Here is a 22,552-nt window from a genome sequence, read left to right on the forward strand (position 1 = left end):
CGCGGCGCTGGCGATGCATTTAGTGGATGCGGCGTGCGCTATGCACAATGAGATGGGATCGCTGGCAGAAAGCAATATCGTATTGCCGGGCTAAGCATTCAGGCTTGAGGGGGCATTTACCCCCCTGAGATTGCTGACAAAGAAGGAAAAAACGTGGTTTTTCCTTCTTTGTGGCGATCGGCCGAAAATCAATAAATTGATTTTCCTTGTTTTCTATTGATGGCCTATGTTCGTTTTACCAAAGTCATGGGTTTGTCATCAGTCTGTGCTGGCGTATTGCTCACAGGGTGGGGTTTTCTATGTCGTTATGGTGTTCCTGGTGTTAACGCGCGATGTCAATGCCTCGCTGCATTCGCTTACCGGTAGAGCTCGGCGCTGACATGCATATTGCCGTTGCTACCGGGTTCTCTCATCAGTATTGAGCGGTAGTATCTGGCGGCGTGCCGCTCCGCATCGTCATTGATCGCCTCCTCGGCTTCTTGTTCAGTGGCAAAATTATGATTGATGTAAATCACGCCCAAACTCATCACCTCATCCATATTTCTGGCCTGATGCTGGTCGATTTTGATCGCGGCTGCCGCATGCGTGCCAGACAACAGCATAGCGACAAAGGCTAATATGATAGTTTTCATCATCCGCTCCACTACAACTTAATGTGTTCGCTGCGGTCGTCGCTCCCGTTAATAAAATAGTGGCGGCCTGTGACAATAAGTGTAATCGCTTAGTCGTGAACAAAACGCGACCATTTCTGCTGGTGTTGCGCAAAAAAATTAAGCGATTCAGGCCAACGCTATAAATTTCACCGAGTTAGCCTGGCGCTGAACGTTCGCCTTGCGGCAAAAGAATTAATTTCCAGATAGCCTTGAGTTTGTTGGGCTGCGCTTGTATGATTACGCGTCAATTTTTCAGCCGCCTTTATAAACACGTTCCTTGCTTCCATGGGCCGCGGCTGACCCTGACAGGAGGCTGAATAATCCGTAAGGAGCAATTCGATGCGTCATTACGAAATCGTTTTTATGGTCCATCCTGACCAGAGCGAACAGGTTCCGGGTATGATCGAACGTTACACTGGTGCAATCACTGCAGCAGCAGGTACGATCCACCGTCTGGAAGACTGGGGCCGCCGTCAGCTGGCTTACCCGATCAACAAACTGCACAAAGCACACTACGTTCTGCTGAACGTTGAAGCTCCGCAGGAAGTGATCGATGAGCTGGAAACTAACTTCCGCTTCAACGACGCCGTTATCCGTAGCATGGTTATGCGTACTAAGCACGCTGTAACCGAAGCATCTCCGATGGTTAAAGCGAAAGACGAACGTCGCGATCGCCGCGATGACTTCGCTAGCGAAACTGCTGATGATGCAGATGCTGGGGATTCTGAAGAGTAATTTTTCATGACGGCCAACCGCCTGGTGTTGTCTGGCACAGTGTGCAAGACGCCGCTTCGCAAGGTCAGCCCGTCAGGAATTCCTCACTGCCAGTTTGTGCTTGAGCACCGTTCTGTGCAGCAGGAAGCCGGTTTAGATCGGCAGGCGTGGTGCCGTATGCCAGTGATTATTAGCGGGCACGCACACTCAGCCATTACTCAAAGTATAACGGTCGGCACGATACTCACAGTTCAAGGTTTCATTAGTTGCCATCAGGCAAAAAATGGTCTGAATAAAGTGGTATTGCATGCCGAGCAGATTGAATTGATAGATTCTGGAGACTAGCCAAATGGCACGTTATTTCCGTCGTCGCAAGTTCTGCCGTTTCACCGCGGAAGGCGTTCAAGAGATCGATTATAAAGATATCGCAACGCTGAAAAACTACATCACCGAAAGCGGTAAGATTGTCCCAAGCCGTATCACCGGTACCCGTGCAAAATATCAGCGTCAGCTGGCTCGCGCTATCAAACGCGCTCGCTACCTGTCCCTGCTGCCGTACACTGATCGTCATCAGTAATCGGTCACGGTCCATTAATACGACTTTGAGAGGATAAGGTAATGCAAGTTATTCTGCTTGATAAAGTAGCAAACCTGGGTAGCCTGGGTGATCAGGTTAACGTTAAAGCGGGTTATGCTCGTAACTTCCTGGTACCACAGGGCAAAGCTGTTCCTGCTACCAAGAAAAACGTTGAATTCTTCGAAGCACGCCGTGCAGAACTGGAAGCTAAATTAGCTGACGTTCTGGCTGCTGCTGAAGCTCGCGCTGCGAAGATCAACGCACTCGAAACTGTTACTATCGCGTCTAAAGCTGGCGACGAAGGTAAACTGTTCGGTTCCATCGGTACCCGCGACATCGCTGACGCTGTAACTGCAGCTGGCGTTGAAGTGGCTAAGAGCGAAGTTCGTTTACCGAACGGCGTTCTGCGTACCGCTGGTGAGCACGAAGTGGACTTCCAGGTTCACAGCGAAGTCTTCGCTAAACTGACTGTAAACGTGGTTGCTGAAGCGTAATTTACGCTGAAGCTTACGTTAAAACGCCGGCCTAGTGCCGGCGTTTTGCATTTCTGAATCGCTAAAATCAATTAACGTGCCCGAATAAAGCTACCGTCCAGCTGGCGGGTAAACAGCACCTGCCGCTCGTCACCAATATCAATCGTCAGCCCCGTGACTACACCATTCGCATTCTGGCGAATCTGCACCATCTGCCCGGTTTGCAACGTACTCAGCGGCTTATCGCTGCCCTCCACCTGTGCCATTGAATAGACATCTGCGGGCGGCAAATTATGGTCGCGGAATAGCTGTGCCATCGTTTGGCCCGATTCGACACGATACGAACGCCATTGCTGGTCAATATCATTATTGGCGTGTGGTACAGGCGCCGGTGCTTCGGCCTGTGGCTGCTCTTCAATGCGGGACGGCTCGACAGGAGTGGCGGGCTCGGTATTCGCCTGCGGGCTGACCAGTTCGGCATGCATCGGGGATGGGGATTCAATGGAAAGCTGCGCATCGCGCGTCACTGGACGAGTTGGCTCGTCGGCGGCAGGCCACAGGAAACCAAGCGCTATCACCAGCGCTGAGAGAATAATCCCCCGTCGATGCAGCGCTGGAAGTGGGTCCATCAGGCGGAAATTATCGGGTGCATACCAAATCCGCGCAAGCCAGGGTTTAATAGCGAATCGCATCGGTATCACTCCTTATTTCCAGGCAAAGTGCTCTGTACATTTATCCACTCCATTATAGAACGCTAACTGTTTGATGCGTTGAACAATCCCACTTTCCGTGACCCTCAGCCGCAATTTCACGTTCATTTAAACCATTGTTCCTGTTTCATCTGCATTTGTCACCTTTGCCGTTTTTACATTTTACCCGTCAGGTTGACGCTGTTATGCTGCGGGCTTGCTTTTAAATACATTAAAGGAAACCCCATGACGACCCCTTCTTTTGACAGCGTCGAAGCGCAAGCAAGTTACGGTATTGGTTTACAGGTAGGTCAACAGCTGAGTGAATCTGGTCTGCAGGGTTTGCTGCCAGAAGCGCTGGTAGCGGGCCTGCGTGATGCGCTGGAAGGGAATGCCCCGGCCGTTCCGGTTGACGTGGTCCATCGCGCGCTGCGTGAAGTCCACGAGCGTGCCGACGCCGTTCGCCAGGAGCGCCAGAAAGAAATGGCGGTTGAAGGCGTGAAATTCCTCGAAGAAAACCTGAAGAAAGACGGCGTGAACAGCACCGAATCTGGTCTGCAATTCCGCGTTCTGACTCAGGGCACAGGCCCTATTCCTGCGCGTAAAGATCATGTTCGCGTGCACTACACCGGCAAACTGATCGACGGCACCGTGTTCGACAGCTCCGTACAGCGTGGCGAGCCTGCTGAATTCCCGGTAAGCGGCGTTATCGCGGGCTGGATTGAAGCACTGACTCTGATGCCGGTTGGTTCGAAGTGGGAACTGACTATTCCTCAAAACCTGGCTTACGGCGAACGCGGCGCGGGTGCGTCCATTCCTCCGTACAGCACGCTGGTTTTTGAAGTTGAGCTGCTGGAAATTCTGTAAGCGTGACAACGGCCCCGCTGCGGCGGGGTTTTTATTTGGCTGTTAACAAAATCAACGCCACTTTATCCGGTTTACGCTTTCTTTAGCGGTGTTTATGTGAAGGGTGTCACTATTTACCCGTGATTTTGTACTCGAAACAAACATTAAGTTAACAAAAAATTCATTCTTAGTATTCAACCCGCCGATTCTTCCCTACTATCATGGTGTTCCCCGGAACAACAACATCACCTCCTCACCCTTTTAATAAAGGCCGGTAGAGCCTGAATATCACCGACAGGTACAGGAAAAAGACAACATGGTAGATCAGATCAAGGTTGCAGATGCGGCTGAGGCTCCGTCTGAACAGTCGCTACGGCGTAATTTAACCAACCGCCACATCCAGCTTATCGCCATTGGCGGGGCCATCGGCACCGGCCTGTTTATGGGCTCCGGTAAAACGATTAGCCTCGCAGGCCCCTCCATTATTTTCGTCTATATGATAATCGGCTTTATGCTGTTCTTCGTGATGCGCGCGATGGGGGAACTGCTGCTTTCAAATCTCGAATACAAATCCTTTAGCGATTTCGCAGCCGACTTACTCGGCCCGTGGGCGGGGTATTTTACCGGCTGGACTTACTGGTTCTGTTGGGTTGTTACCGGCATGGCCGACGTGGTGGCGATAACGGCCTACGCGCAGTTCTGGTTCCCGGGGCTATCCGACTGGGTGGCATCGCTCGCGGTTGTCGTCCTGCTGCTGAGCCTTAATCTCGCTACCGTGAAAATGTTCGGTGAGATGGAGTTCTGGTTTGCGATGATTAAAATCGTCGCCATTGTCGCGCTGATTGTCATTGGCCTGGTGATGATTTTGACCCATTTCCATTCTCCGTCAGGTGTTGAAGCGTCTATTAATAACCTATGGAATGACGGCGGCTGGTTCCCGAAAGGCATCAGTGGTTTCTTCGCGGGCTTCCAGATAGCGGTGTTTGCCTTTGTGGGTATTGAGCTGGTGGGGACGACCGCCGCTGAAACCAAAGATCCGGAAAAGTCGCTGCCACGCGCCATCAACTCGATTCCGATCCGTATCATTATGTTTTACGTATTTGCGCTGATTGTGATTATGTCGGTTACGCCGTGGCGTTCCGTGGTGGCGGATAAAAGCCCGTTTGTTGAGCTGTTCGTGCTGGTGGGGCTGCCTGCCGCGGCAAGTATTATCAACTTTGTGGTGCTGACTTCTGCGGCCTCTTCGGCAAACAGCGGCGTGTTCTCAACCAGCCGTATGTTATTCGGCCTGGCGCAAGACGGCATGGCGCCGAAAGCGTTCGCCAAACTCTCTAAACGCGCGGTTCCGGCGAAGGGTTTAACTTTCTCTTGTATCTGCCTGCTGGGCGGCGTGGTGATGCTGTACGTTAACCCAAACGTGATTGCCGCTTTCACCATGATCACCACCGTGTCGGCGATTCTGTTTATGTTCGTCTGGACGATTATTCTGTGTTCGTACCTGGTGTACCGCAAACAGCGCCCGGAACTGCATCAGAAATCCATCTATAAAATGCCGCTCGGCAAGTTTATGTGCTGGATGTGTATGGCATTCTTCGTGTTTGTGATTGTGCTGCTGACGCTGGAAACCGATACCCGCCAGGCGCTGATCGTGACGCCATTGTGGTTTGTGCTGTTGGGTGTGTGCTGGATGTTTATCGGCAAGAAACGCATCGCGACAATGCGTAAGTAATTTTTAGCGCCTTCTCCATGGTGGGGAAGGCGCTAATTTCAACTATTCCCCCGCTAAAGCCCGTGGAAACAGCACGTTATTCTCAAGGCTGATATGATTCATCAAATCATCAATCAGCTCATTAATCCCGTTATACATTGCTTTCCACGTGGTGCAGGCTTCCGGCGGCGGCGTGACATTGTTAGTGGTGTGCTTGATCACTTCCAGCAGCTCGCCTGCGTCATCATGCTCGCTTTCCATCACGCTAATCGGGCCGTTGGCCTGAGTCCCCATGCCCTGTTTGATCATCGGGAACAGGATCTGCTCTTCTTTCATCATGTGGCTGCCCAGTTCCTGATGCAGCATGGTGAGATACTTCGCCAGCCCCTTCGGCACGTTGGGCTTATCGGCATGCACGCGCTCAACTTTGGTCGCCTGAAGAATCAGCTCCGGTAATTGTTCGCGGTGGCGGTCGTGATAACGCACGATAATATGGTCGATGATTTCAGCCAGCGGTGCCGTGCGCCACTCTTTCTCAACCGGTTCTTCAGCAAGTTTTGCAAGTTCGGCTTCAATCGCATCCAGATCCAGCTCTTTGCGCGTTGCGGCACGCTCAAGCGTCTGTTTACCACCGCAGCAGAAATCGAGATCCAGTTTGCGGAACAGCGCAGAAGCGCGTGGGATAGTTAAAGCCAGTTCACCTAAAGGTTGATCGCGGAAGGCCATGAGCAGTTACCTCGTTGTCGATAATATAAGATGTATATTAAATGCATCTTTAAGCCAGCGCTATGACTATTTCGAGGTAACGCACTATTTATCCGTGGTGACCACCGTTGTAGCGAGCGTTGTTTTCTGCGGCCTGGTCAGCACCGCCATCACCACGCCTGCGGCCAGGCAAATAATCCCGAGTAACGTCAAAAGCGGCGGCCAGCTGTGGCGCAGCATAAAGGTGTAAGCCAGCCCCGCCAGCGTTTCAAAGACAATCAGCGGACCGACAATCACCGTTGGCAAACGCTGGCTGGCGATATTCCAGCACAACGCGCCAAGCCAGGAGCAGAACAACGCAATGGCGAGCATCAGCGTCAAGAACACTGCCGGGCGCGGGCCGAAGGGCAGGGTAAAATCACTATTGGTCTGCGACATCCACAGGCAAACGGCAATATACCCGAGCAGCGAAAAGGGCAGGATCGCAAGCCCTTGCGCTGTCGCCCACATCAACGGGTTTTTATCCGGATTTTCGCGCAGCCAGCAAGCGTTACGCAGCGCATACCACGCCCAGCAGGCTACCGAGATAAATGCCAGGCCAATGCCGCTGAGGTAGCGCCACCAGCTGAAATCAAGCTGTCCGGTGCGCAGTTCGGCGGTATTCACCATCGCCAGACCCAACGCGATAATCACCAGCGCAGGAGCCAGCCGGTGCCACGGCAGTTTGCCATCACGTTTGCTGTAAAGCAGGTTGGCGAATACCGGAATGACTACCGGAAGCGTGCCGATAATCATGGTAGAAATTGGCGCACCGATGCGCTGAATGGCGCTGGCGAGGCAGACGTAATAAATGAGATTGCCCACGGTCGAGAGTTTAAGCGCGGTAAACCAGTCCTCCCGCTTTAGCTGCCGTAAACGCTGGCGCCCGAACCAGGCTAAAGGAATAGCGATAAAGCCCAGCGCCAGGTAGCGCCCGGTTGACTGCATCGCAGCAGGGTAATCAGGGACAATCAGCGGGCCGACAAAAATCAGCCCCCACATTAGCCCTGCGAGCAGGGCGTACATCACACCAGTTAACATCTTCATGATCCATTTATTGCTTTGGGGCGAGTGTAGATGCGGGGAGGCGAAAAATATTGTACCAGCTTGCTGTCTCGTTACCGGGAGACCTGCTTCTGGTAACGCACGGGCGTAATGCCATAGCGTTGTGAAAAGGCGCGCGTCAAATGTGCCTGATCGGTTAATCCGCAGGCTGCCGCCACATCTACGGCAGGCATGCCTTTCGTCAGGAGCCGCTTGGCGTGCCACAGACGGATGGCCATCAGCATCTGGTGGGGTGTCACGTGGTAGTGCGCTTTAAACATACGTTGAAAATGATACGGGCTAAGTGACGCCACGGCGGCCAGTTCATCAAGCGTTACCGCGTGCATATAGCTATCGTGCAGGTAGTCCCGAATCTGCTCGAAGCGATGCGCCGGGTCTTGCGCCCCGCTAGCTTGATGCTGAGCGTATGGCCGGAAGGTGTCGATAAGATTCAGCAACAAACCTTGCTGCGCCAGCGAATCACTCTCGCGCCACAGCGTGTTGATCAATTGCGAAATATGCGCGGCCCGCTGCGGATCGTATTGCACGACGTCGCTAAACGACCAGCTGCGCGAACCGGTTACGCTGGTAAGAAGATCGGGTTCGAGGTAAATCATGCGGTACTGCCAGCCGCCTTCCGTTGCGGCTTCGCCGGTGTGTAGTTCGTCAGGATTCATCAGGACTAGCGAGTCCCGCGCGGCCAGATGCTGGACGCCGCGATAGCGAAAGCGCTCCGCGCCCTGGGTCACCGTTCCAATACCAAAAGCTTCGTGCGTGTGCGGCTCAAAGGCGTAACGAGAAATATGGGCGTGATAAAGCTCAACCCCGGGCAGCTGCGGCAAATGCCGGAATTGGGCGTGGTCTTTTTCATCGTTGAACTGCTCAGGAACGCCTTGCACATTAACCTCCGTCAGGACACCCACAAGTATAGGGGCGTCCTGGTTTAACGGGAAGTTAACAATTATCTCGCCTGAGTGACTACTGACTTAAATCCAGCTGATATAAAGCAAAGCCGATCTCATCCGTTCCCACATTCTTCATCGGATACTGACCTTTTTCTTTGATAAAGGCTGCTGCTTTGTCGCCCGGTGAGGTTTCAAAGCGGATATCTAATGGCTGATTGCTGTGAATCGGCGCCAGGCGCCAGTTGTTATCCGCTGCCGGGTGAATTTCTTTGCTTGCGGTGATCCAGTTCGCCAGCACCGAGCGGTTTTCATCCGGCGAGGCGAAAGCGATATGGCTATCGCCCGTTCCGGCAAACTTGCCGCCGTAAGCGCGGTAATTATTGGTGGCTACCAGGAACGTCGCGTTCGGGTCAATTGGCTTGCTTTTGAACGTTAGCCCTTTAATACGCTCGGTTTTCGGATTCACCATCTGGCATTCGCCGTCATAGCGCGCCGGTTGCGACACGTCAATCTGGTAATCCACCCCGTCGATAACGTCAAAGTTGTAGGTGCGGAAACCGTCCCAGTTGATTAGCGCCTGTGGTTTGCTGCTGTTCACATCAATCTGATTAAACTGCCCGGCAGAACATTCCAGCCACTCTTTGACCTCCTTCCCGGAGGCTTTCACCACCACCAGCGTATTTGGATAGAGATACAGGTCGGCGGCGTTACGGAAGGTGAGCTGGCCCTTTTCCACTTCGACAAAACTGGCCGGATCGTTTTTACGCCCGCCGACCTTAAACGGTGCAGCAGCAGACAGTACCGGCAGATTAGCCAGATCCGGGTCGCCCTGAATGTATTTTTCAACGTAGGCGGTTTGCGCATTATTCACCACCTGTACGGTCGGATCGTCCTGCACCAGCGCCAGATAGCTGTACATATTATCGGAAGATTTGCCGATAGGTTTGCTGACGAACTCGCGCGTCGCGTCATGGTCATGCTTGAGCACCTCGACCAGCCTGGCATCTTCCGACACCAGCGGTTTCTTCGCCACGCTGTCGTAAATCGGGCGCGCTTGCGCCTTGCTGCTAACCACTTTCCACGCGCCGCTGTCGTTATTGAGCACTAAATCAACCACGCCAAGATGGTCGCCCCACATGCCCGGCATCACCGCAGGAATGCCGTTCAGCGTGCCTTTTTCCAGGTCGACCCCTTTGATATTGGCGAAGTCCTTGCCGGGAAACACCGCGTGAGCGTGGCCGAACAGAATGGTATCAACGCCCGGAACTTCGCTGAGGTAGTAAACCGAGTTTTCCGCCAGCGCATGATACGGGTCGCTGGAAAGGCCGGAGTGGGCGATAACCACCACTAAATCCGCGCCCTGTTTACGCATCTCTGGTACGTAATGGCGGGCGGTTTCGGTGATATCTTTTACCGTCACTTTGCCTTCCAGATTGGTTTTATCCCACGTCATAATTTGTGGCGGTACAAAACCGATGTAACCGATGCGCAGCACCTGCTCTTTGCCGTCTTTATCTTTTACCGCAGTGTCTTGAATCACATATGGCGTGAACAGCGGCCTGTTGGTTTGGGCATCGATAATATTGGCGTTCACATACGGGAATTTTGCCCCCGACAGCGCCATATGCAGATAATCAAGACCGTAGTTAAACTCGTGGTTACCAAGGTTTCCCACCGCATAATCCAGCGTATTCAACGCTTTATAAACCGGGTGAATATCGCCTTTTTTCAGACCTTTTGCCGCCATGTAATCACCAAGCGGGCTGCCCTGAATCAGATCGCCGTTATCAACCAGCACGCTGTTGACGGTTTCACCACGTGCGGCATTGATTAAACTTGCCGTACGCACCAGGCCGAACTTCTCGGTTGGCGTGTCTTTGTAGTAATCGAAATCCATCATGTTGCTGTGCAGATCGCTGGTTTCCAGGATACGCAGATCAACGGTTGCCGCATTAACGCTGGCTGCAATCAGCGTGGCAAGGATCGTTGCGCTAAACTTGATCATGATTAAGGTCCTTTTTCGAGGTAGTCCACACAAGTCTATGTATATAAACGTTGTTGCTTACAGATTTGTGAAGTGTGCCAGAAAAAGGGGCGGGTAAACCGGAATCGGTTCACAGATAGCGCAACCCGGCGTGATGGGATATAAGTAAAACAACAGGTTATTTGCGCGACACAACATGAGGTGCAGAATGTTAGATAAAATTTGCCAGCTGGCCCGGGAGGCGGGAGCCGCCATTATGGAGGTTTACCAGGGCGAAAAACCGCTGGAAGCGATGCAAAAACTCGATGACTCACCGGTGACTGCGGCAGATATCGCCGCGCACACCATTATTCTGCAAGGGCTACAAGCCCTGACGCCGGAAATACCGGTACTTTCAGAAGAAGATCCCCAGAGCTGGGAAACGCGCCAAAGCTGGGATCGTTACTGGCTGGTGGACCCGCTCGATGGCACCAAAGAGTTTCTGAAACGAAACGGCGAATTCACCGTCAATATCGCGTTTATTGAAAAGGGTAAAGCGGTGTTGGGCGTGGTGTACGCGCCGGTGCTGAAGGTAATGTACAGTGCGGCAGAAGGCAAAGCCTGGAAAGAAGAAAATGGCGTGCGTAATCAGATCCAGGTGCGCGATGCTCGCCCACCGCTGGTGGTGATCAGCCGTTCTCATAGCGATGACGAGCTCAAAGAGTATCTGCACCAGCTGGGTGAACACCAGACCACGTCTATCGGTTCGTCGCTTAAATTTTGCCTGGTGGCAGAAGGGCAGGCGCAGCTTTACCCGCGTTTTGGGCCAACCAATATCTGGGATACCGCAGCAGGGCACGCGGTTGCTGCCGCTGCCGGCGCGCACGTTCATGACTGGCAGGGTAAGCCACTGGACTACACCCCGCGTGAATCATTCTTAAATCCGGGCTTCCGGGTTTCTATTTACTAAGCAGTTCGCGCAGCAGGCTCATGACCTGCTGCACTTCTTCCCGCGTCAACGCACCATCTTTGGCAAACTGCACGCGTCCTTGCTTATCCAGTACCACAATTGCGGAACTGCCGCTCTCCAGCTGCCAGGCCTGCTGCGCAACACCGTTGCTGTCGACAATAAACTGCGACCATGGATACTGGGTTTTATTGCTTTCAAGGCTGCTGCGCACAAACATGCCGGTGCCGACAATCGCATCATCAGTATTGACGAGGGTGGTGGTCTGGTAACGGTCATGGGGCAGTTTTGCGGCCTTAATCGCCTCAATCAGCCCGGCGTTTTTCTCCTTCGCACTGGTGCGTCCGGCAATATGCTGCAGTACCCGCACTTTTCCCGTCAGCTGCGCACTATTCCAGTTTTTATAGCTAAACTTACCCTTGTCGAGCATCAGCTCGCCTCTGTCCGTAATCCCAACAGGGGAGACCCGCTGATTTTTCTCAAAGTTATGGGCCGATGCCACAAGGGGCAACAGCAACAAGGTCAGCGCGAGGGTAGAACGAAGGGACATATTAACTCCTCATCTTTTTATTGATTTAAAAACGCAGGTGATCGGACCACTTGTGATGACGTTTTAAGCATATGTGCTGCATGGCTTTCTGTCCCGCAACCACAATGCCAGTTTGCGGGTGAGCGCACATATCCCTGTTTTTTGAAGGCTTAAACTAATTTTTATTTACAATTGCAAAGAATATTCTGAGAAATTGTAATCATACGGTAAATAAAATCGTGCAAACTAGGTGTCGGTTTGTATATGGACTATAGTTTCCAGGCACCAAATTTTTCGCCTCGTTTTGTCGGGCCAAATGTGGAACCGCAGGGGCGTTAACACCGCAGGAGAGAAGAAGAATGAAAATTTTCCAACGGTACAACCCGCTACAGGTGGCGAAGTACGTGAAAATCCTGTTCCGTGGACGCTTGTACATCAAGGACGTTGGCGCTTTTGAGTTCGATAAGGGCAAGATCCTTATTCCAAAAGTGAAAGATAAGCAGCATCTATCCGTGATGTCTGAAGTCAACCGCCAGGTTTTGCGTATGCAGGCGGACATGGCATGAAGCCATAAGCAGTACCAAAAACGGCACCCGAGGGTGCCGTTAGTGTTTCTGGAATTGGAGCATTACGTCGCATTGTGCTCTTCGGCATCTGGCAGCTTAGGCGTCAGCGGAGTCGGCTTATTGTCGATACGCGTCACCAGCAGCTGGTCAATTCGATAGTTATCGATATCCACCACTTCGAACTTATACCCGGAGAACTTCACTGAATCGGTACGTTTTGGGATTTTTCGCAGCATAAACATCATAAAGCCGCCGATGGTTTCGTAGTTTCCGGACTGCGGGAACTCATCGATATCCAGCACGCGCATTACGTCGTCAATCGGCGTGCCGCCCTCCACCAGCCAGGAGTTTTCATCACGTGCCACAATTTGCTCTTCCATGCCCTGGCCGACCAGGTCGCCCATCAGCGTGGTCATCACATCATTCAGCGTGATGATACCCACCACCAAAGCATATTCGTTCATGATCACCGCAAAGTCTTCCCCCGCGGTTTTAAAGCTTTCCAGCGCTTCAGAGAGCGTCAGGGTATCGGGAACAATCAAGGTGTTACGCAGGTGTACGCCGCTGTTAAGCGCCATGCTCTGGTTGCCCAGCACGCGGTTTAGCAACTCTTTGGAATCTACATAGCCCACGATGTGGTCGATATCGCCATTACACACCAGAAACTTAGAGTGCGGATGCTCGGCGATTTTGTTTTTCAGGCTTTGCTCGTCTTCGTGCAAATCGAACCAGATGATGTTCTCGCGCGAAGTCATTGACGACGGCACGGTACGCGATTCCAGCTCAAACACGTTTTCAATCAGCTCATGCTCCTGCTTTCGTAAGACTCCGGCCAGCGCCCCGGCTTCAAACACGGCATACACATCATCGGAAGTGATGTCGTCTTTACGTACCATCGGCAGCTTGAAAATGCGGAAAATGACGTTCGCCAGGCCGTTAAAGAACCACACCAGCGGGCGGAAGATATACAGACAGAAGCGCATCGGGTTGATGATTCGCAAAGCAACTGATTCAGGCGAAATCATACCGATGCGTTTCGGGGTCAGGTCTGCAAACAGAATGAACAGGCTGGTAACCAGGGTAAACGAAATAATAAAGCTCAGCTGGTCCGCCATTTCTGGCGCGAAGAAACGTTGCAGAAATGCCTTAAACGCCGGGGAAAACGCCGCATCACCGACGATACCGCCGAGAATGGCCACCGCGTTCAGGCCAATCTGCACCACGGTAAAGAACATCCCCGGGCTTTCCTGCATTTTCAGTACGCGTTGCGCGTTAACGTTCCCCTCATCAGCCAGCAGCTTAAGCTTGATTTTGCGGGATGCAGCCAGCGAAATCTCAGAGATTGAGAAAAACGCACTGACGGAGATAAGAAGAAGTATTAATAAAATACTGTTTAACATAGTTTATCCGGCTTAGAGCCAGAGCCTCGGAAGGGTAGTTGAAAATCTAAGGGTTAATACGTTTTGACTGCGGGTCCGGAGTCGATAGACCAGCAATTTCAACGGGTAGTATAGCGTAAGGGGACATGAGGCTACCAGAGGCTGGTTGAGATCTGCTCACGGTAGCTGAAAAGCTGCGGTTGGAAAATGGACTATTTATCAACAGCAGTGGCGTTGCGCGAGCTGATTTTAAGCTGAGCTGGAGGGGAGAATAAGCATCCGCCAGCGATACCGGGGATGCTTATTCAGCTGTGTTGCACAGCCCTCAGTTAGTTGCAGGATATTCCTGAATGGTTACCTGTAGCGTCAACTTCTTATCATCGCGCATCACTTCAACAGGAATGACCGAGCCTGGGCGAATTTCCGCCACCTGGTCCATGGTTCCTAAGGCTGAAATCGCCGGTTTGTGGTTGACCGAAATAATCACGTCGTTAACCAGAAGACCTGCTTTTGCCGCCGGGCCGTCAGGAGACACTTCATTAACGATAATCCCCTGGATCGGATCGATACCGGTCGCCGGGCCGTGGAGCGGCGTTATCTCACGGCCGCCAATTCCAATGTAGCCACGAATAACGCGCCCATCGCGAATAAGCTTGTCCATGATTTTGGTCGAAAGCTGCGTCGGGATCGCAAAACCGATACCTTCTGGCGTTTCGCCGTCGTTACTTTTATCAAACGATAATGTATTGATGCCCATAAGCTCGCCGAGCGAGTTAACCAGCGCGCCACCGGAGTTGCCGTGGTTAATGGATGCGTCCGTTTGCAGGAACGACTGGCGGCCGGAAGGGCTAAGGCCGATACGGCCCGTGGCACTAATAATTCCCTGAGTAATGGTTTGCCCGAGGTTATACGGGTTACCTATCGCCATCACCACATCACCAATATGCGGCACGCGCTTATTGTTGATCGGGATAACAGGGAGATTAGTGGCGTTAATTTTCAGCACCGCTAAATCAGTCAGGCTATCGGAGCCAACCAGCAGTGCTTCAAACACCCGGCCATCCTGCAGGGCAACGATAATCTGCTCGGCATTGTTAATGACGTGCTTGTTGGTAATGATGTAGCCGCGTTCATCCATGATGACGCCAGAGCCGAGAGTTTTAATTTCTAACTGGTTTTGTGCGTTGTTGCCGACGCTACGGTTATAAACGTTCACTACTGCGGGTGCAGCGCGTCGCACCGCGGTGTTGTAGCTCAGCGGAGTTTCATCGGCACTGTCAAACTTCGAGGGCGCTAAGGGGATGATTTTCTGGCGCAGCGATGGCAGGGATACCAACAATATGCCAGCCACAATCAGGCCAATCACCGCCGAGCGTAATATCTTCACAAACATGGATTTGTATTAGTTAATAATAAGCCGGAAGCAGAATAGCATGAGTTAATCGGACATCGTACACAGATGTCCGATTACCGAGCAGATTAGCGCACTAAGAGATAGAGACTTTCTTCACCACGAGCCACATGCAGAGCAATAACGTCTGGTTTGGCTTCCAGCACTTTACGCATTTCTGCGATGCTTGAAACCCGTTCGCGGTTTACGCCAATGATGAAATCGTCTTTGTGCAGACCGGCTTGCGCGGCTGGCGTGCCTTTCTCAACGCTATCGAGCTTAACGCCCTTAGTGCCGTCTTTTAGCTGACCATCGCTTAACGTCGCCCCTTGTAAGGCGGGCATAATGAGCTCGGCGTTCGCAGATGATGCGCTGCTCTTATCCAGCGTCACGCTCACTTCCAGCGGTTTTCCCTCGCGCAGCAAGCCAAGCTTCACTACGGTTCCTGGTTCAGTAGTAGCAATTTTTGCGCGCAGTTCCGCAAAGCTGCTGATGGTTTTACCGTTCAGGCTGGTAATCACATCACCTGCTTTTACGCCCGCTTTTGCCGAGCCCGATTGCGGTAATACTTCGCTGACGAAGGCGCCACGCTGCGTGGTCAGGTTGAATGCTTTCGCAATATCAGCACTCATCTCGGTGCCTTTAATACCAAGCAAACCCCGTTTGATCTCGCCAAACTGCATCAGCTGCCCGGCGAGGGTCTGTGCCATATTACTCGGGATAGCAAAACCAATACCGACGCTGCCACCGCCGGGGGCGAGGATCGCGGTATTAATACCAATCAGTTCGCCATTAAGGTTCAGCAATGCGCCACCGGAGTTACCACGGTTAATGGAGGCGTCGGTCTGGATAAAGTTTTCCAGCCCTTCCAGGTTCAGGCCGCTGCGGCCTAACGCCGAAACAATGCCTGAGGTTGCTGTTTGCCCAAGCCCGAATGGATTGCCGACGGCAACGGCAAAATCACCGACGCGCAGCTTATCGGAGTCGGCAACGGCGATTTGTGTCAAACCTGTCGCATTCTGGAGTTGAATCAGGGCGATATCGCTTTGGTCGTCGCCGCCGATCAATTTGGCATCAAATTCACGCCCGTCATTGAGCAGCACGCTAATTTTTTCGGCGTGATTGATGACGTGGTTATTGGTCAGCACATAGCCCTTCGCGGCATTAATGATCACGCCTGAGCCCAGGCCTTCGAACGGCTGCGCTTCCGATGGCGGCATGTTGTCGCCAAAGAATTTTTTAAACTCTTCAGGGATTTTCTGGCCTGGGGCGGCCGCGGTTCCTTCAACCTGGACACTAACCACCGCAGGCAAGACTTTTTCCAGCATTGGCGCGAGGCTTGGGATTGCCGTCTGGCCTGGAACCTGCGCTGGCAATGCTGCATTCACCTGCGACGCCACACCGAACGTCAGTCCGACACTTATCGCTAATGCACTCAACAACAGTGTTTGTTTCTTCATTGATGGCTTGCTCTCGTGACCTGAACCTGAAAAAGGAAAACCCGATAACACTCCGATATTATTGAAATATCAGCCGGGTAACAATGTTGGTATAGAGTGAAGAGATATTAGTCAATGATAGCCGTGCGTGAGCGATAACGGGGGACCAAAACGGTACCCCCGCAAAAAAATCCAGAATGGTGATTAATCGCGTTTTGCGCGCTCGGTGCGCAGCAAACCGGATGCGCCATCGGAGTAGTCACGCGGCATTTGCACCGGTGCCTGATCGTTGCTGGCTTCTGATTCAGCCAGGCGATTACGGAATGGGTTCGCTTCGGCTGACATTTCAGGCAACAGGCTGCTGGAGCTTTTTGCCATGTGTTGATAAAGCTGGCGGTAATCATGAGCCATGTTATCGAGCAATTCGGCACTACGCGCAAAATGGCTGACTAACTCTTCACGATACTCTTCAAGTTCCGCTTTGTTTTTCTCAATCGCATACTGCATCGCCTGCTGCTGACGCAGCTTGCGGTTGCCGAAACGCATGGCGACTGCACCAACAATGATGCCAACAACTAGCCCAATTAGCGCATATTCCCAGGTCATGAACTTCTCCCGTTGTCTGGTGTTTCCGTAGGGTAATGTAGCCACTATAACCGTTAACCTAAGAGAAGTGGAATCCTGACGCAGCATCGCTTAGGGTAGAACGGCCTTTTTTTCGTCCACCGTCATTGTTTGAGCATTAAGTAAACGGCAATCCGATTTTTAAGGGAATACCATAATACCATGCAAAATCTCTCCCCTGCATCGCGCTACCACCAGGCCCTGAGTGAGGGCAGCTATCAACCCGATGATGTCCAGCGTGAAGCGGTACTCAGGCTAGACGCTATCTGGCAGGCGTTAACCAGCCGGACACCTGCGGAGGCGGCAGGCCGTGGCATCTTTGGCAAACTCTTTGGCAAGCGCGAACAGCTAGCCAGCCAGCAGCCTGTTCGCGGGCTATATATGTGGGGTGGAGTCGGGCGTGGGAAAACCTGGCTGATGGACATGTTTTTTCAGAGTCTGCCTGGCGAGCGCAAGCTACGGCTGCATTTTCACCGTTTTATGCTGCGCGTTCATGAAGAGTTGGCGGCGCTGCAGGGGCAAACCGATCCCCTGGAAGTGATTGCTGACCGCTTTAAAGCAGAAACAGACGTTCTATGCTTCGATGAATTCTTTGTCTCTGACATTACAGATGCCATGCTGCTTGGCACGCTGATGCAAGCCTTGTTTGCGCGTGGAATCACGCTGGTGGCGACATCCAATATTCCGCCTGATGAGCTGTATCGAAACGGCTTGCAGAGGCCACGGTTTGTTCCTGCCATTGAGGCAATAAAGCGTCACTGTGAAGTGATGAATGTCGATGCCGGTATTGATTATCGGCTGCGAACGCTGACTCAGGCTCACCTCTGGCTTTCCCCGTTGAACGACGAAACCGCGCAGCAGATGGAAAAACTCTATGCCGCGTTAGCAGGTACGGCGAGGGAAGGGGAACCGGTGCTCGAAATCAACCACCGCCCATTAGCTACGCTAGGGTTGGCGAATCAGACACTGGCGGTAGATTTCAATACCTTGTGCGTTGACGCCCGCAGTCAGCATGACTACATCGCGCTCTCACGTCTCTTCCATACAGTGATGCTATTTAATGTGCCCGTGATGAACACGCATAACGAAAATGAAGCGCGGCGGTTCATTGCGTTGGTGGACGAGTTTTACGAACGTCACGTCAAATTGGTGGTTTCAGCGCGGGTACCGCTGTTCGGGATTTACCAGGGGGAAAGATTGCGCTTTGAATTCCAGCGCTGTCTGTCGCGTCTGCAGGAAATGCAAAGTGAAGAGTATTTACGCTTGTCGCATATGCCGTGAACCGTAGTTTGAATGCAGAGTGACCATAAAGTGAGACAAAAACGACAAAAAGGTTCGACCTTTAGGGGCGACTTCCCTATAATCTTGCGACCCCACGTTACAACCAAAGTTTTTTTCCCAAAACTTGGTCGTGCTGGCATTGGCTATTCGAAGGGGTAGGTTTGCCGGACTTTGTCGTGTGAACCTTGAACTGATTTTAAACGTTTGGGTGAACACCTACGTGTAACTATATATTGGGTAAGCTTTTAATGAAAACTTTTACAGCTAAACCAGAAACCGTACAGCGCGACTGGTTCGTTGTTGACGCTGACGGTAAGACCTTAGGTCGCCTGGCTACTGAACTGGCTAGCCGTCTGCGCGGTAAGCACAAAGCGGAATATACTCCGCACGTTGATACTGGTGATTACATCATCGTTCTGAACGCAGAAAAAGTTGCTGTAACCGGCAACAAGCGTACTGACAAAGTGTATTACCATCACACCGGCCACATCGGTGGTATCAAACAAGCGACCTTTGAAGAGATGATTGCCCGCCGTCCTGAGCGTGTGATTGAAATCGCGGTTAAAGGCATGCTGCCAAAGGGCCCGCTGGGCCGTGCTATGTTCCGTAAACTGAAAGTTTACGCGGGCACCGAGCACAACCACGCGGCACAGCAACCGCAAGTTCTGGACATTTAATCGGGATTATGGCAATGGCTGAAAATCAATACTACGGCACTGGTCGCCGCAAAAGTTCCGCAGCTCGCGTGTTTATCAAACCGGGCAGCGGCAAGATCATCATCAACCAACGTTCTCTGGAACAGTACTTCGGTCGTGAAACTGCCCGCATGGTAGTTCGTCAGCCGCTGGAACTGGTTGATATGGTTGAGAAATTCGATCTGTATATCACTGTTAAAGGTGGTGGTACTTCTGGTCAGGCTGGTGCGATCCGTCACGGTATCACCCGCGCTCTGATGGAGTACGACGAGTCCCTGCGTGGCGAACTGCGTAAAGCTGGCTTCGTTACTCGTGATGCTCGTGAAGTTGAACGTAAGAAAGTCGGTCTGCGTAAAGCACGTCGTCGTCCTCAGTTCTCCAAACGTTAATTGTCCTCTGCTTTTGCAGAATACAATTTGCGAAAAAACCCGGTTCCGTACCGGGTTTTTTTATGCGCAAAAATTATATTTAGTGTTGCTAACTTTATGATAGCAATCGTATTTCAGGCAAAATCCAAATCCACTCCCCACAAAACCCGTAAAATCTGGTAAACTATCAACCAATTTTCTGCCCGCCTGTCGGCATCAGTTTTTTTTCGCCTTGTTTTCTGGCAACTGGTGGCACTCCGGCCTCGTTGGGTATCAAACGGTCAGGTTAGTTGCCGCTTGCGGCTATTAGCAGTAATTTTCTGATAAACTTGGAGGTTTTCATGGCTGTCGCTGCCAACAAACGTTCGGTGATGACGCTGTTTTCCGGTCCTACTGACATCTATAGCCACCAGGTGCGTATCGTGCTGGCTGAAAAAGGTGTTAGCGTTGAAATTGAGCATGTGGAAACGGATAACCTGCCTCAGGATCTGATTGACCTCAACCCAAATCACAGCGTACCGACCCTGGTTGACCGCGAACTTACCCTGTGGGAATCCCGCATCATCATGGAATATCTTGATGAGCGTTTCCCGCATCCACCGCTAATGCCGGTTTACCCGGTTGCTCGTGGTGAAAGTCGCCTGTACATGCATCGTATCCAGAAAGACTGGTACTCCCTGATGCATATCGTGATGAACGGTTCTGCTCAGGAAGCGGATGCTGCGCGCAAGCAATTACGTGAAGAATTGCTGGCTATCGCCCCTGTATTTACTCAGAAACCTTTCTTCCTGAGTGATGAGTTCAGCCTGGTAGATTGCTACCTGGCTCCGCTGCTGTGGCGTTTGCCGCAGATGGGGATTGAGCTGACAGGCGCGGGTTCTAAAGAGATGAAAGGTTATATGACTCGCGTATTTGAGCGTGATTCATTCCTCGCTTCTTTGACCGAGCCTGAGCGCGAAATGCGTCTTCAGACCCGAGGCTAATAGATGGAAATGTCGCAATTGTCACCGCGTCGTCCTTATCTGCTGCGTGCTTTCTACGAGTGGCTACTGGACAACCAGCTCACGCCGCACCTGGTTGTGGATGTGACATTGCCAGGCGTGCATGTGCCAATGGAATATGCACGTGACGGGCAAATCGTGCTCAACATCGCACCGCGTGCGGTAGGAAACCTGGAGTTGGCCAACGGCGATGTGCGTTTTAACGCGCGTTTCGGTGGCGTGCCGCGCCAGGTATTCGTGCCTATGGCTGCGGTTCTGGCTATTTACGCGCGTGAAAATGGTGCCGGCACCATGTTCGAGCCGGAAGCCAGCTATGACGAAGATGGTGAAAGTCATAACGATATTGACCCGATGCCAGCGGAGCCAGAAACGGTGATGCAGGTGATTGATGGTTCACGTTCCGATCGCGATGAAGATGATAGCGATCCGGACAACGATCCTCCGCCGCGCGGTGGGCGCCCGGCGCTGCGGGTGGTGAAATAACGCGTAAGCGTTGCCCGTAAGAGCGCAAACTGAAGAGACCTAAGCCCGGTGATGTTAATCCTCACCGGGCTTTTTAATGGCCTGTTTACTACACTTCGAGGAAGTTCAGGATCCCGTCAGCGGCTTTACGCCCTTCGGCGATAGCGGTCACCACCAGATCAGAACCACGAACGGCGTCGCCTCCGGCAAAGATTTTCGGGTTGCTGGTCTGGAAGGGGTTATCGCTGCCTTCCGGTGCCAGAATACGTCCCTGACTGTCCAGCTCAACGCTGTGTTTTTCCAGCCATTGCATGGCATGCGGACGGAAGCCAAACGCCATAATTACCGCATCAGCAGGCACCACATGCTCGGAACCCGCAACGATTTCTGGACGGCGACGACCGTTCGCATCCGGCGCACCCAGCTCAGTACGGGCAACTTTCACGCCTGATACGCGACCGCTGGCATTCACTTCCACACCCAGCGGCTGCACGTTGAACTGAAATTCCACACCTTCTTCACGCGCGTTTTTCACTTCGCGCTTAGAACCCGGCATGTTCTCTTCGTCGCGACGATAGGCACAGATAACGTGCGTTGCGCCCTGGCGAACAGATGTACGCACGCAGTCCATCGCGGTATCGCCACCGCCAAGCACCACCACGCGTTTGCCTGCCATATTCACATATGGCTCTTCTGGTGAATCACCAAAGCCCATGAGCTGCTTAGTATTGGCGATAAGGAACGGCAGGGCATCGAACACGCCCGCGGCATCTTCATTCTCTAAACCGCCACGCATCGACTGATAGGTGCCGACACCCAGGAACACGGAATCGAACTCTTTTAGCAGCTCGTCAATCTGTACGTCACGGCCTACTTCAGTATTGAGCTTAAACTCAATACCCATGCCGCTGAAGATTTCACGGCGCTTAGTCATCACCTCTTTTTCCAGCTTGAAGGCCGGAATACCGAAGGTCAGCAGGCCGCCGATTTCCGGGTGGCGGTCATAAACCACCGCTTTCACGCCGTTACGCGCCAGCACATCGGCACAAGCTAATCCAGCAGGACCCGCGCCGATAATCGCAACGCGTTTGCCGGTTTGCTTCACGCCGGTCAGGTCCGGTTTCCAGCCCATCTCAATCGCTTTATCGTTGATATAGCGCTCGATATTACCGATGGTGACCGCCCCAAATTCGTCGTTCAGAGTACAGGAGCCTTCGCACAGGCGGTCCTGCGGACAAACGCGGCCACACACTTCCGGCAGGCTGTTGGTCTGGTGAGACAGTTCAGCCGCTTCAATGATGCGCCCTTCGTTGGCCAGCTTCAGCCAGTTGGGAATGTAGTTATGCACCGGGCATTTCCATTCACAGTACGGGTTGCCGCAGGACAGGCAGCGGTCTGCCTGTGCTTTGGCCTGGCCTTCTGAGAACGGCTCATAGATTTCTATAAATTCAATTTTACGGATCTTGAGCGGTTTTTTTGGCGGATCAACGCGCTGTAAGTCGATAAATTGATATACGTTTTGACTCATCTCATTT

General features: G+C 52.4%; 25 protein-coding genes. 13 read left to right on the forward strand and 12 right to left on the reverse strand.

Going from position 1 to position 22,552, the window contains the following annotated elements; translation table 11 throughout:
• Nucleotides 1-356: 356 nt before the first annotated feature.
• Nucleotides 357-632, reverse strand: coding sequence for a YdgH/BhsA/McbA family protein (locus tag EHN07_RS19210; protein WP_124025657.1), 276 nt, complete (start codon nt 630-632; stop codon nt 357-359).
• A gap of 360 nt (nt 633-992) precedes the next feature.
• Between EHN07_RS19210 and rpsF the strand changes: the two genes are divergently transcribed.
• The 4 genes from rpsF to rplI are packed head-to-tail and all read left to right on the forward strand — an operon-like array spanning nt 993 to nt 2,438.
• Nucleotides 993-1,388: a 30S ribosomal protein S6 gene (gene rpsF, locus EHN07_RS19215; protein ID WP_124025615.1), complete on the forward strand. Its 396-nt coding sequence runs from the start codon at nt 993-995 to the stop codon at nt 1,386-1,388.
• A gap of 6 nt (nt 1,389-1,394) precedes the next feature.
• Nucleotides 1,395-1,712: a primosomal replication protein N gene (priB, locus tag EHN07_RS19220; protein WP_124025616.1), complete on the forward strand. Its 318-nt coding sequence runs from the start codon at nt 1,395-1,397 to the stop codon at nt 1,710-1,712.
• A gap of 4 nt (nt 1,713-1,716) precedes the next feature.
• Nucleotides 1,717-1,944 carry a 30S ribosomal protein S18 gene (gene rpsR, locus EHN07_RS19225; protein ID WP_000135199.1) on the forward strand — a complete coding sequence of 76 codons (228 nt, stop codon included), beginning with the start codon at nt 1,717-1,719 and terminating at the stop codon, nt 1,942-1,944.
• 41 nt (nt 1,945-1,985) lie between these two features.
• Nucleotides 1,986-2,438 carry a 50S ribosomal protein L9 gene (rplI, locus tag EHN07_RS19230; protein ID WP_120066420.1) on the forward strand — a complete coding sequence of 151 codons (453 nt, stop codon included), beginning with the start codon at nt 1,986-1,988 and terminating at the stop codon, nt 2,436-2,438.
• A gap of 71 nt (nt 2,439-2,509) precedes the next feature.
• On the opposite strand, the gene EHN07_RS19235 is transcribed toward rplI, so the two are convergent.
• The gene (locus EHN07_RS19235) at nt 2,510-3,115 is read right to left on the reverse strand and encodes an OapA family protein (protein WP_124025658.1); all 606 of its coding nucleotides are present in this window, start codon (nt 3,113-3,115) and stop codon (nt 2,510-2,512) included.
• Between the two features lie 237 nt (nt 3,116-3,352).
• On the opposite strand from EHN07_RS19235, the gene bamJ reads away from it, so the two are divergent.
• On the forward strand, nt 3,353-3,973 hold the full coding sequence (gene bamJ / locus EHN07_RS19240) for a BamJ family beta-barrel-assembly machinery protein (RefSeq protein WP_124025617.1): 621 nt from the start codon (nt 3,353-3,355) through the stop codon (nt 3,971-3,973).
• 295 nt (nt 3,974-4,268) lie between these two features.
• Nucleotides 4,269-5,681: a D-serine/D-alanine/glycine transporter gene (cycA, locus tag EHN07_RS19245; RefSeq protein WP_124025618.1), complete on the forward strand. Its 1,413-nt coding sequence runs from the start codon at nt 4,269-4,271 to the stop codon at nt 5,679-5,681.
• Between the two features lie 42 nt (nt 5,682-5,723).
• Here cycA and ytfE read toward each other — a convergent pair whose 3' ends face one another.
• The 4 genes from ytfE to EHN07_RS19265 form a co-directional block, all read right to left on the reverse strand.
• Entirely contained in the window at nt 5,724-6,386 is a 663-nt protein-coding gene (ytfE, locus tag EHN07_RS19250) for an iron-sulfur cluster repair protein YtfE (protein ID WP_124025619.1), read from the reverse strand.
• Between the two features lie 84 nt (nt 6,387-6,470).
• Nucleotides 6,471-7,445 (reverse strand): DMT family transporter, encoded by a 975-nt coding sequence (locus EHN07_RS19255; RefSeq protein ID WP_124025659.1) that lies wholly within the window; start codon nt 7,443-7,445, stop codon nt 6,471-6,473.
• A 77-nt stretch (nt 7,446-7,522) separates the two neighbouring features.
• The gene (locus EHN07_RS19260) at nt 7,523-8,347 is read right to left on the reverse strand and encodes an AraC family transcriptional regulator (RefSeq protein ID WP_124025620.1); all 825 of its coding nucleotides are present in this window, start codon (nt 8,345-8,347) and stop codon (nt 7,523-7,525) included.
• 79 nt (nt 8,348-8,426) lie between these two features.
• Nucleotides 8,427-10,358, reverse strand: a complete 1,932-nt coding sequence (locus EHN07_RS19265) for a bifunctional 2',3'-cyclic-nucleotide 2'-phosphodiesterase/3'-nucleotidase (RefSeq protein ID WP_124025621.1) — start codon at nt 10,356-10,358, stop codon at nt 8,427-8,429.
• Nucleotides 10,359-10,545: 187 nt separating this feature from the next.
• Between EHN07_RS19265 and cysQ the strand changes: the two genes are divergently transcribed.
• Complete coding sequence (gene cysQ / locus EHN07_RS19270; protein ID WP_124025622.1) at nt 10,546-11,286, forward strand: 3'(2'),5'-bisphosphate nucleotidase CysQ; 741 nt, start codon at nt 10,546-10,548, stop codon at nt 11,284-11,286.
• On the opposite strand, the gene EHN07_RS19275 is transcribed toward cysQ, so the two are convergent.
• On the reverse strand, nt 11,276-11,833 hold the full coding sequence (locus tag EHN07_RS19275) for a YtfJ family protein (protein ID WP_124025623.1): 558 nt from the start codon (nt 11,831-11,833) through the stop codon (nt 11,276-11,278). The two genes, cysQ and EHN07_RS19275, sit on opposite strands and share 11 nt — an antisense overlap.
• A gap of 338 nt (nt 11,834-12,171) precedes the next feature.
• Between EHN07_RS19275 and EHN07_RS19280 the strand changes: the two genes are divergently transcribed.
• A complete protein-coding gene (locus EHN07_RS19280; protein ID WP_064515746.1) occupies nt 12,172-12,378 on the forward strand; it encodes a DUF1107 domain-containing protein in 207 nt (68 codons plus the stop codon).
• Between the two features lie 62 nt (nt 12,379-12,440).
• Here the strand turns inward: EHN07_RS19280 and paeA are convergent, their stop codons facing one another.
• The 4 genes from paeA to zapG form a co-directional block, all read right to left on the reverse strand.
• Nucleotides 12,441-13,778, reverse strand: a complete 1,338-nt coding sequence (paeA, locus tag EHN07_RS19285) for a polyamine export protein PaeA (RefSeq protein WP_124025624.1) — start codon at nt 13,776-13,778, stop codon at nt 12,441-12,443.
• A gap of 304 nt (nt 13,779-14,082) precedes the next feature.
• Nucleotides 14,083-15,150 carry an outer membrane-stress sensor serine endopeptidase DegS gene (gene degS / locus EHN07_RS19290; RefSeq protein ID WP_124025625.1) on the reverse strand — a complete coding sequence of 356 codons (1,068 nt, stop codon included), beginning with the start codon at nt 15,148-15,150 and terminating at the stop codon, nt 14,083-14,085.
• A gap of 86 nt (nt 15,151-15,236) precedes the next feature.
• Nucleotides 15,237-16,607 (reverse strand): serine endoprotease DegQ, encoded by a 1,371-nt coding sequence (gene degQ, locus EHN07_RS19295; protein ID WP_124025626.1) that lies wholly within the window; start codon nt 16,605-16,607, stop codon nt 15,237-15,239.
• A gap of 183 nt (nt 16,608-16,790) precedes the next feature.
• Nucleotides 16,791-17,192 (reverse strand): Z-ring associated protein ZapG, encoded by a 402-nt coding sequence (zapG, locus tag EHN07_RS19300; RefSeq protein ID WP_124025627.1) that lies wholly within the window; start codon nt 17,190-17,192, stop codon nt 16,791-16,793.
• Nucleotides 17,193-17,372: 180 nt separating this feature from the next.
• Here zapG and zapE point away from each other — a divergent pair, with 180 nt between their 5' ends.
• The 5 genes from zapE (at nt 17,373) to sspB (ending at nt 21,038) form a co-directional block, all read left to right on the forward strand.
• Nucleotides 17,373-18,491, forward strand: coding sequence for a cell division protein ZapE (gene zapE, locus EHN07_RS19305; protein ID WP_124025628.1), 1,119 nt, complete (start codon nt 17,373-17,375; stop codon nt 18,489-18,491).
• A 248-nt stretch (nt 18,492-18,739) separates the two neighbouring features.
• Nucleotides 18,740-19,168: a 50S ribosomal protein L13 gene (gene rplM, locus EHN07_RS19310; protein WP_124025629.1), complete on the forward strand. Its 429-nt coding sequence runs from the start codon at nt 18,740-18,742 to the stop codon at nt 19,166-19,168.
• A 14-nt stretch (nt 19,169-19,182) separates the two neighbouring features.
• Nucleotides 19,183-19,575: a 30S ribosomal protein S9 gene (rpsI, locus tag EHN07_RS19315; protein ID WP_034459799.1), complete on the forward strand. Its 393-nt coding sequence runs from the start codon at nt 19,183-19,185 to the stop codon at nt 19,573-19,575.
• 320 nt (nt 19,576-19,895) lie between these two features.
• The gene (gene sspA, locus EHN07_RS19320; protein WP_034498882.1) at nt 19,896-20,537 is read left to right on the forward strand and encodes a stringent starvation protein SspA; all 642 of its coding nucleotides are present in this window, start codon (nt 19,896-19,898) and stop codon (nt 20,535-20,537) included.
• A gap of 3 nt (nt 20,538-20,540) precedes the next feature.
• Nucleotides 20,541-21,038 (forward strand): ClpXP protease specificity-enhancing factor, encoded by a 498-nt coding sequence (sspB, locus tag EHN07_RS19325; protein WP_124025630.1) that lies wholly within the window; start codon nt 20,541-20,543, stop codon nt 21,036-21,038.
• A gap of 88 nt (nt 21,039-21,126) precedes the next feature.
• Here the strand turns inward: sspB and EHN07_RS19330 are convergent, their stop codons facing one another.
• Nucleotides 21,127-22,545 (reverse strand): glutamate synthase small subunit, encoded by a 1,419-nt coding sequence (locus EHN07_RS19330; protein ID WP_124025631.1) that lies wholly within the window; start codon nt 22,543-22,545, stop codon nt 21,127-21,129.
• Nucleotides 22,546-22,552 lie beyond the last annotated feature (7 nt).

Source organism: Buttiauxella warmboldiae (assembly GCF_003818135.1).
In the GTDB taxonomy this organism is placed as follows: Bacteria; Pseudomonadota; Gammaproteobacteria; order Enterobacterales; family Enterobacteriaceae; genus Buttiauxella; species Buttiauxella warmboldiae.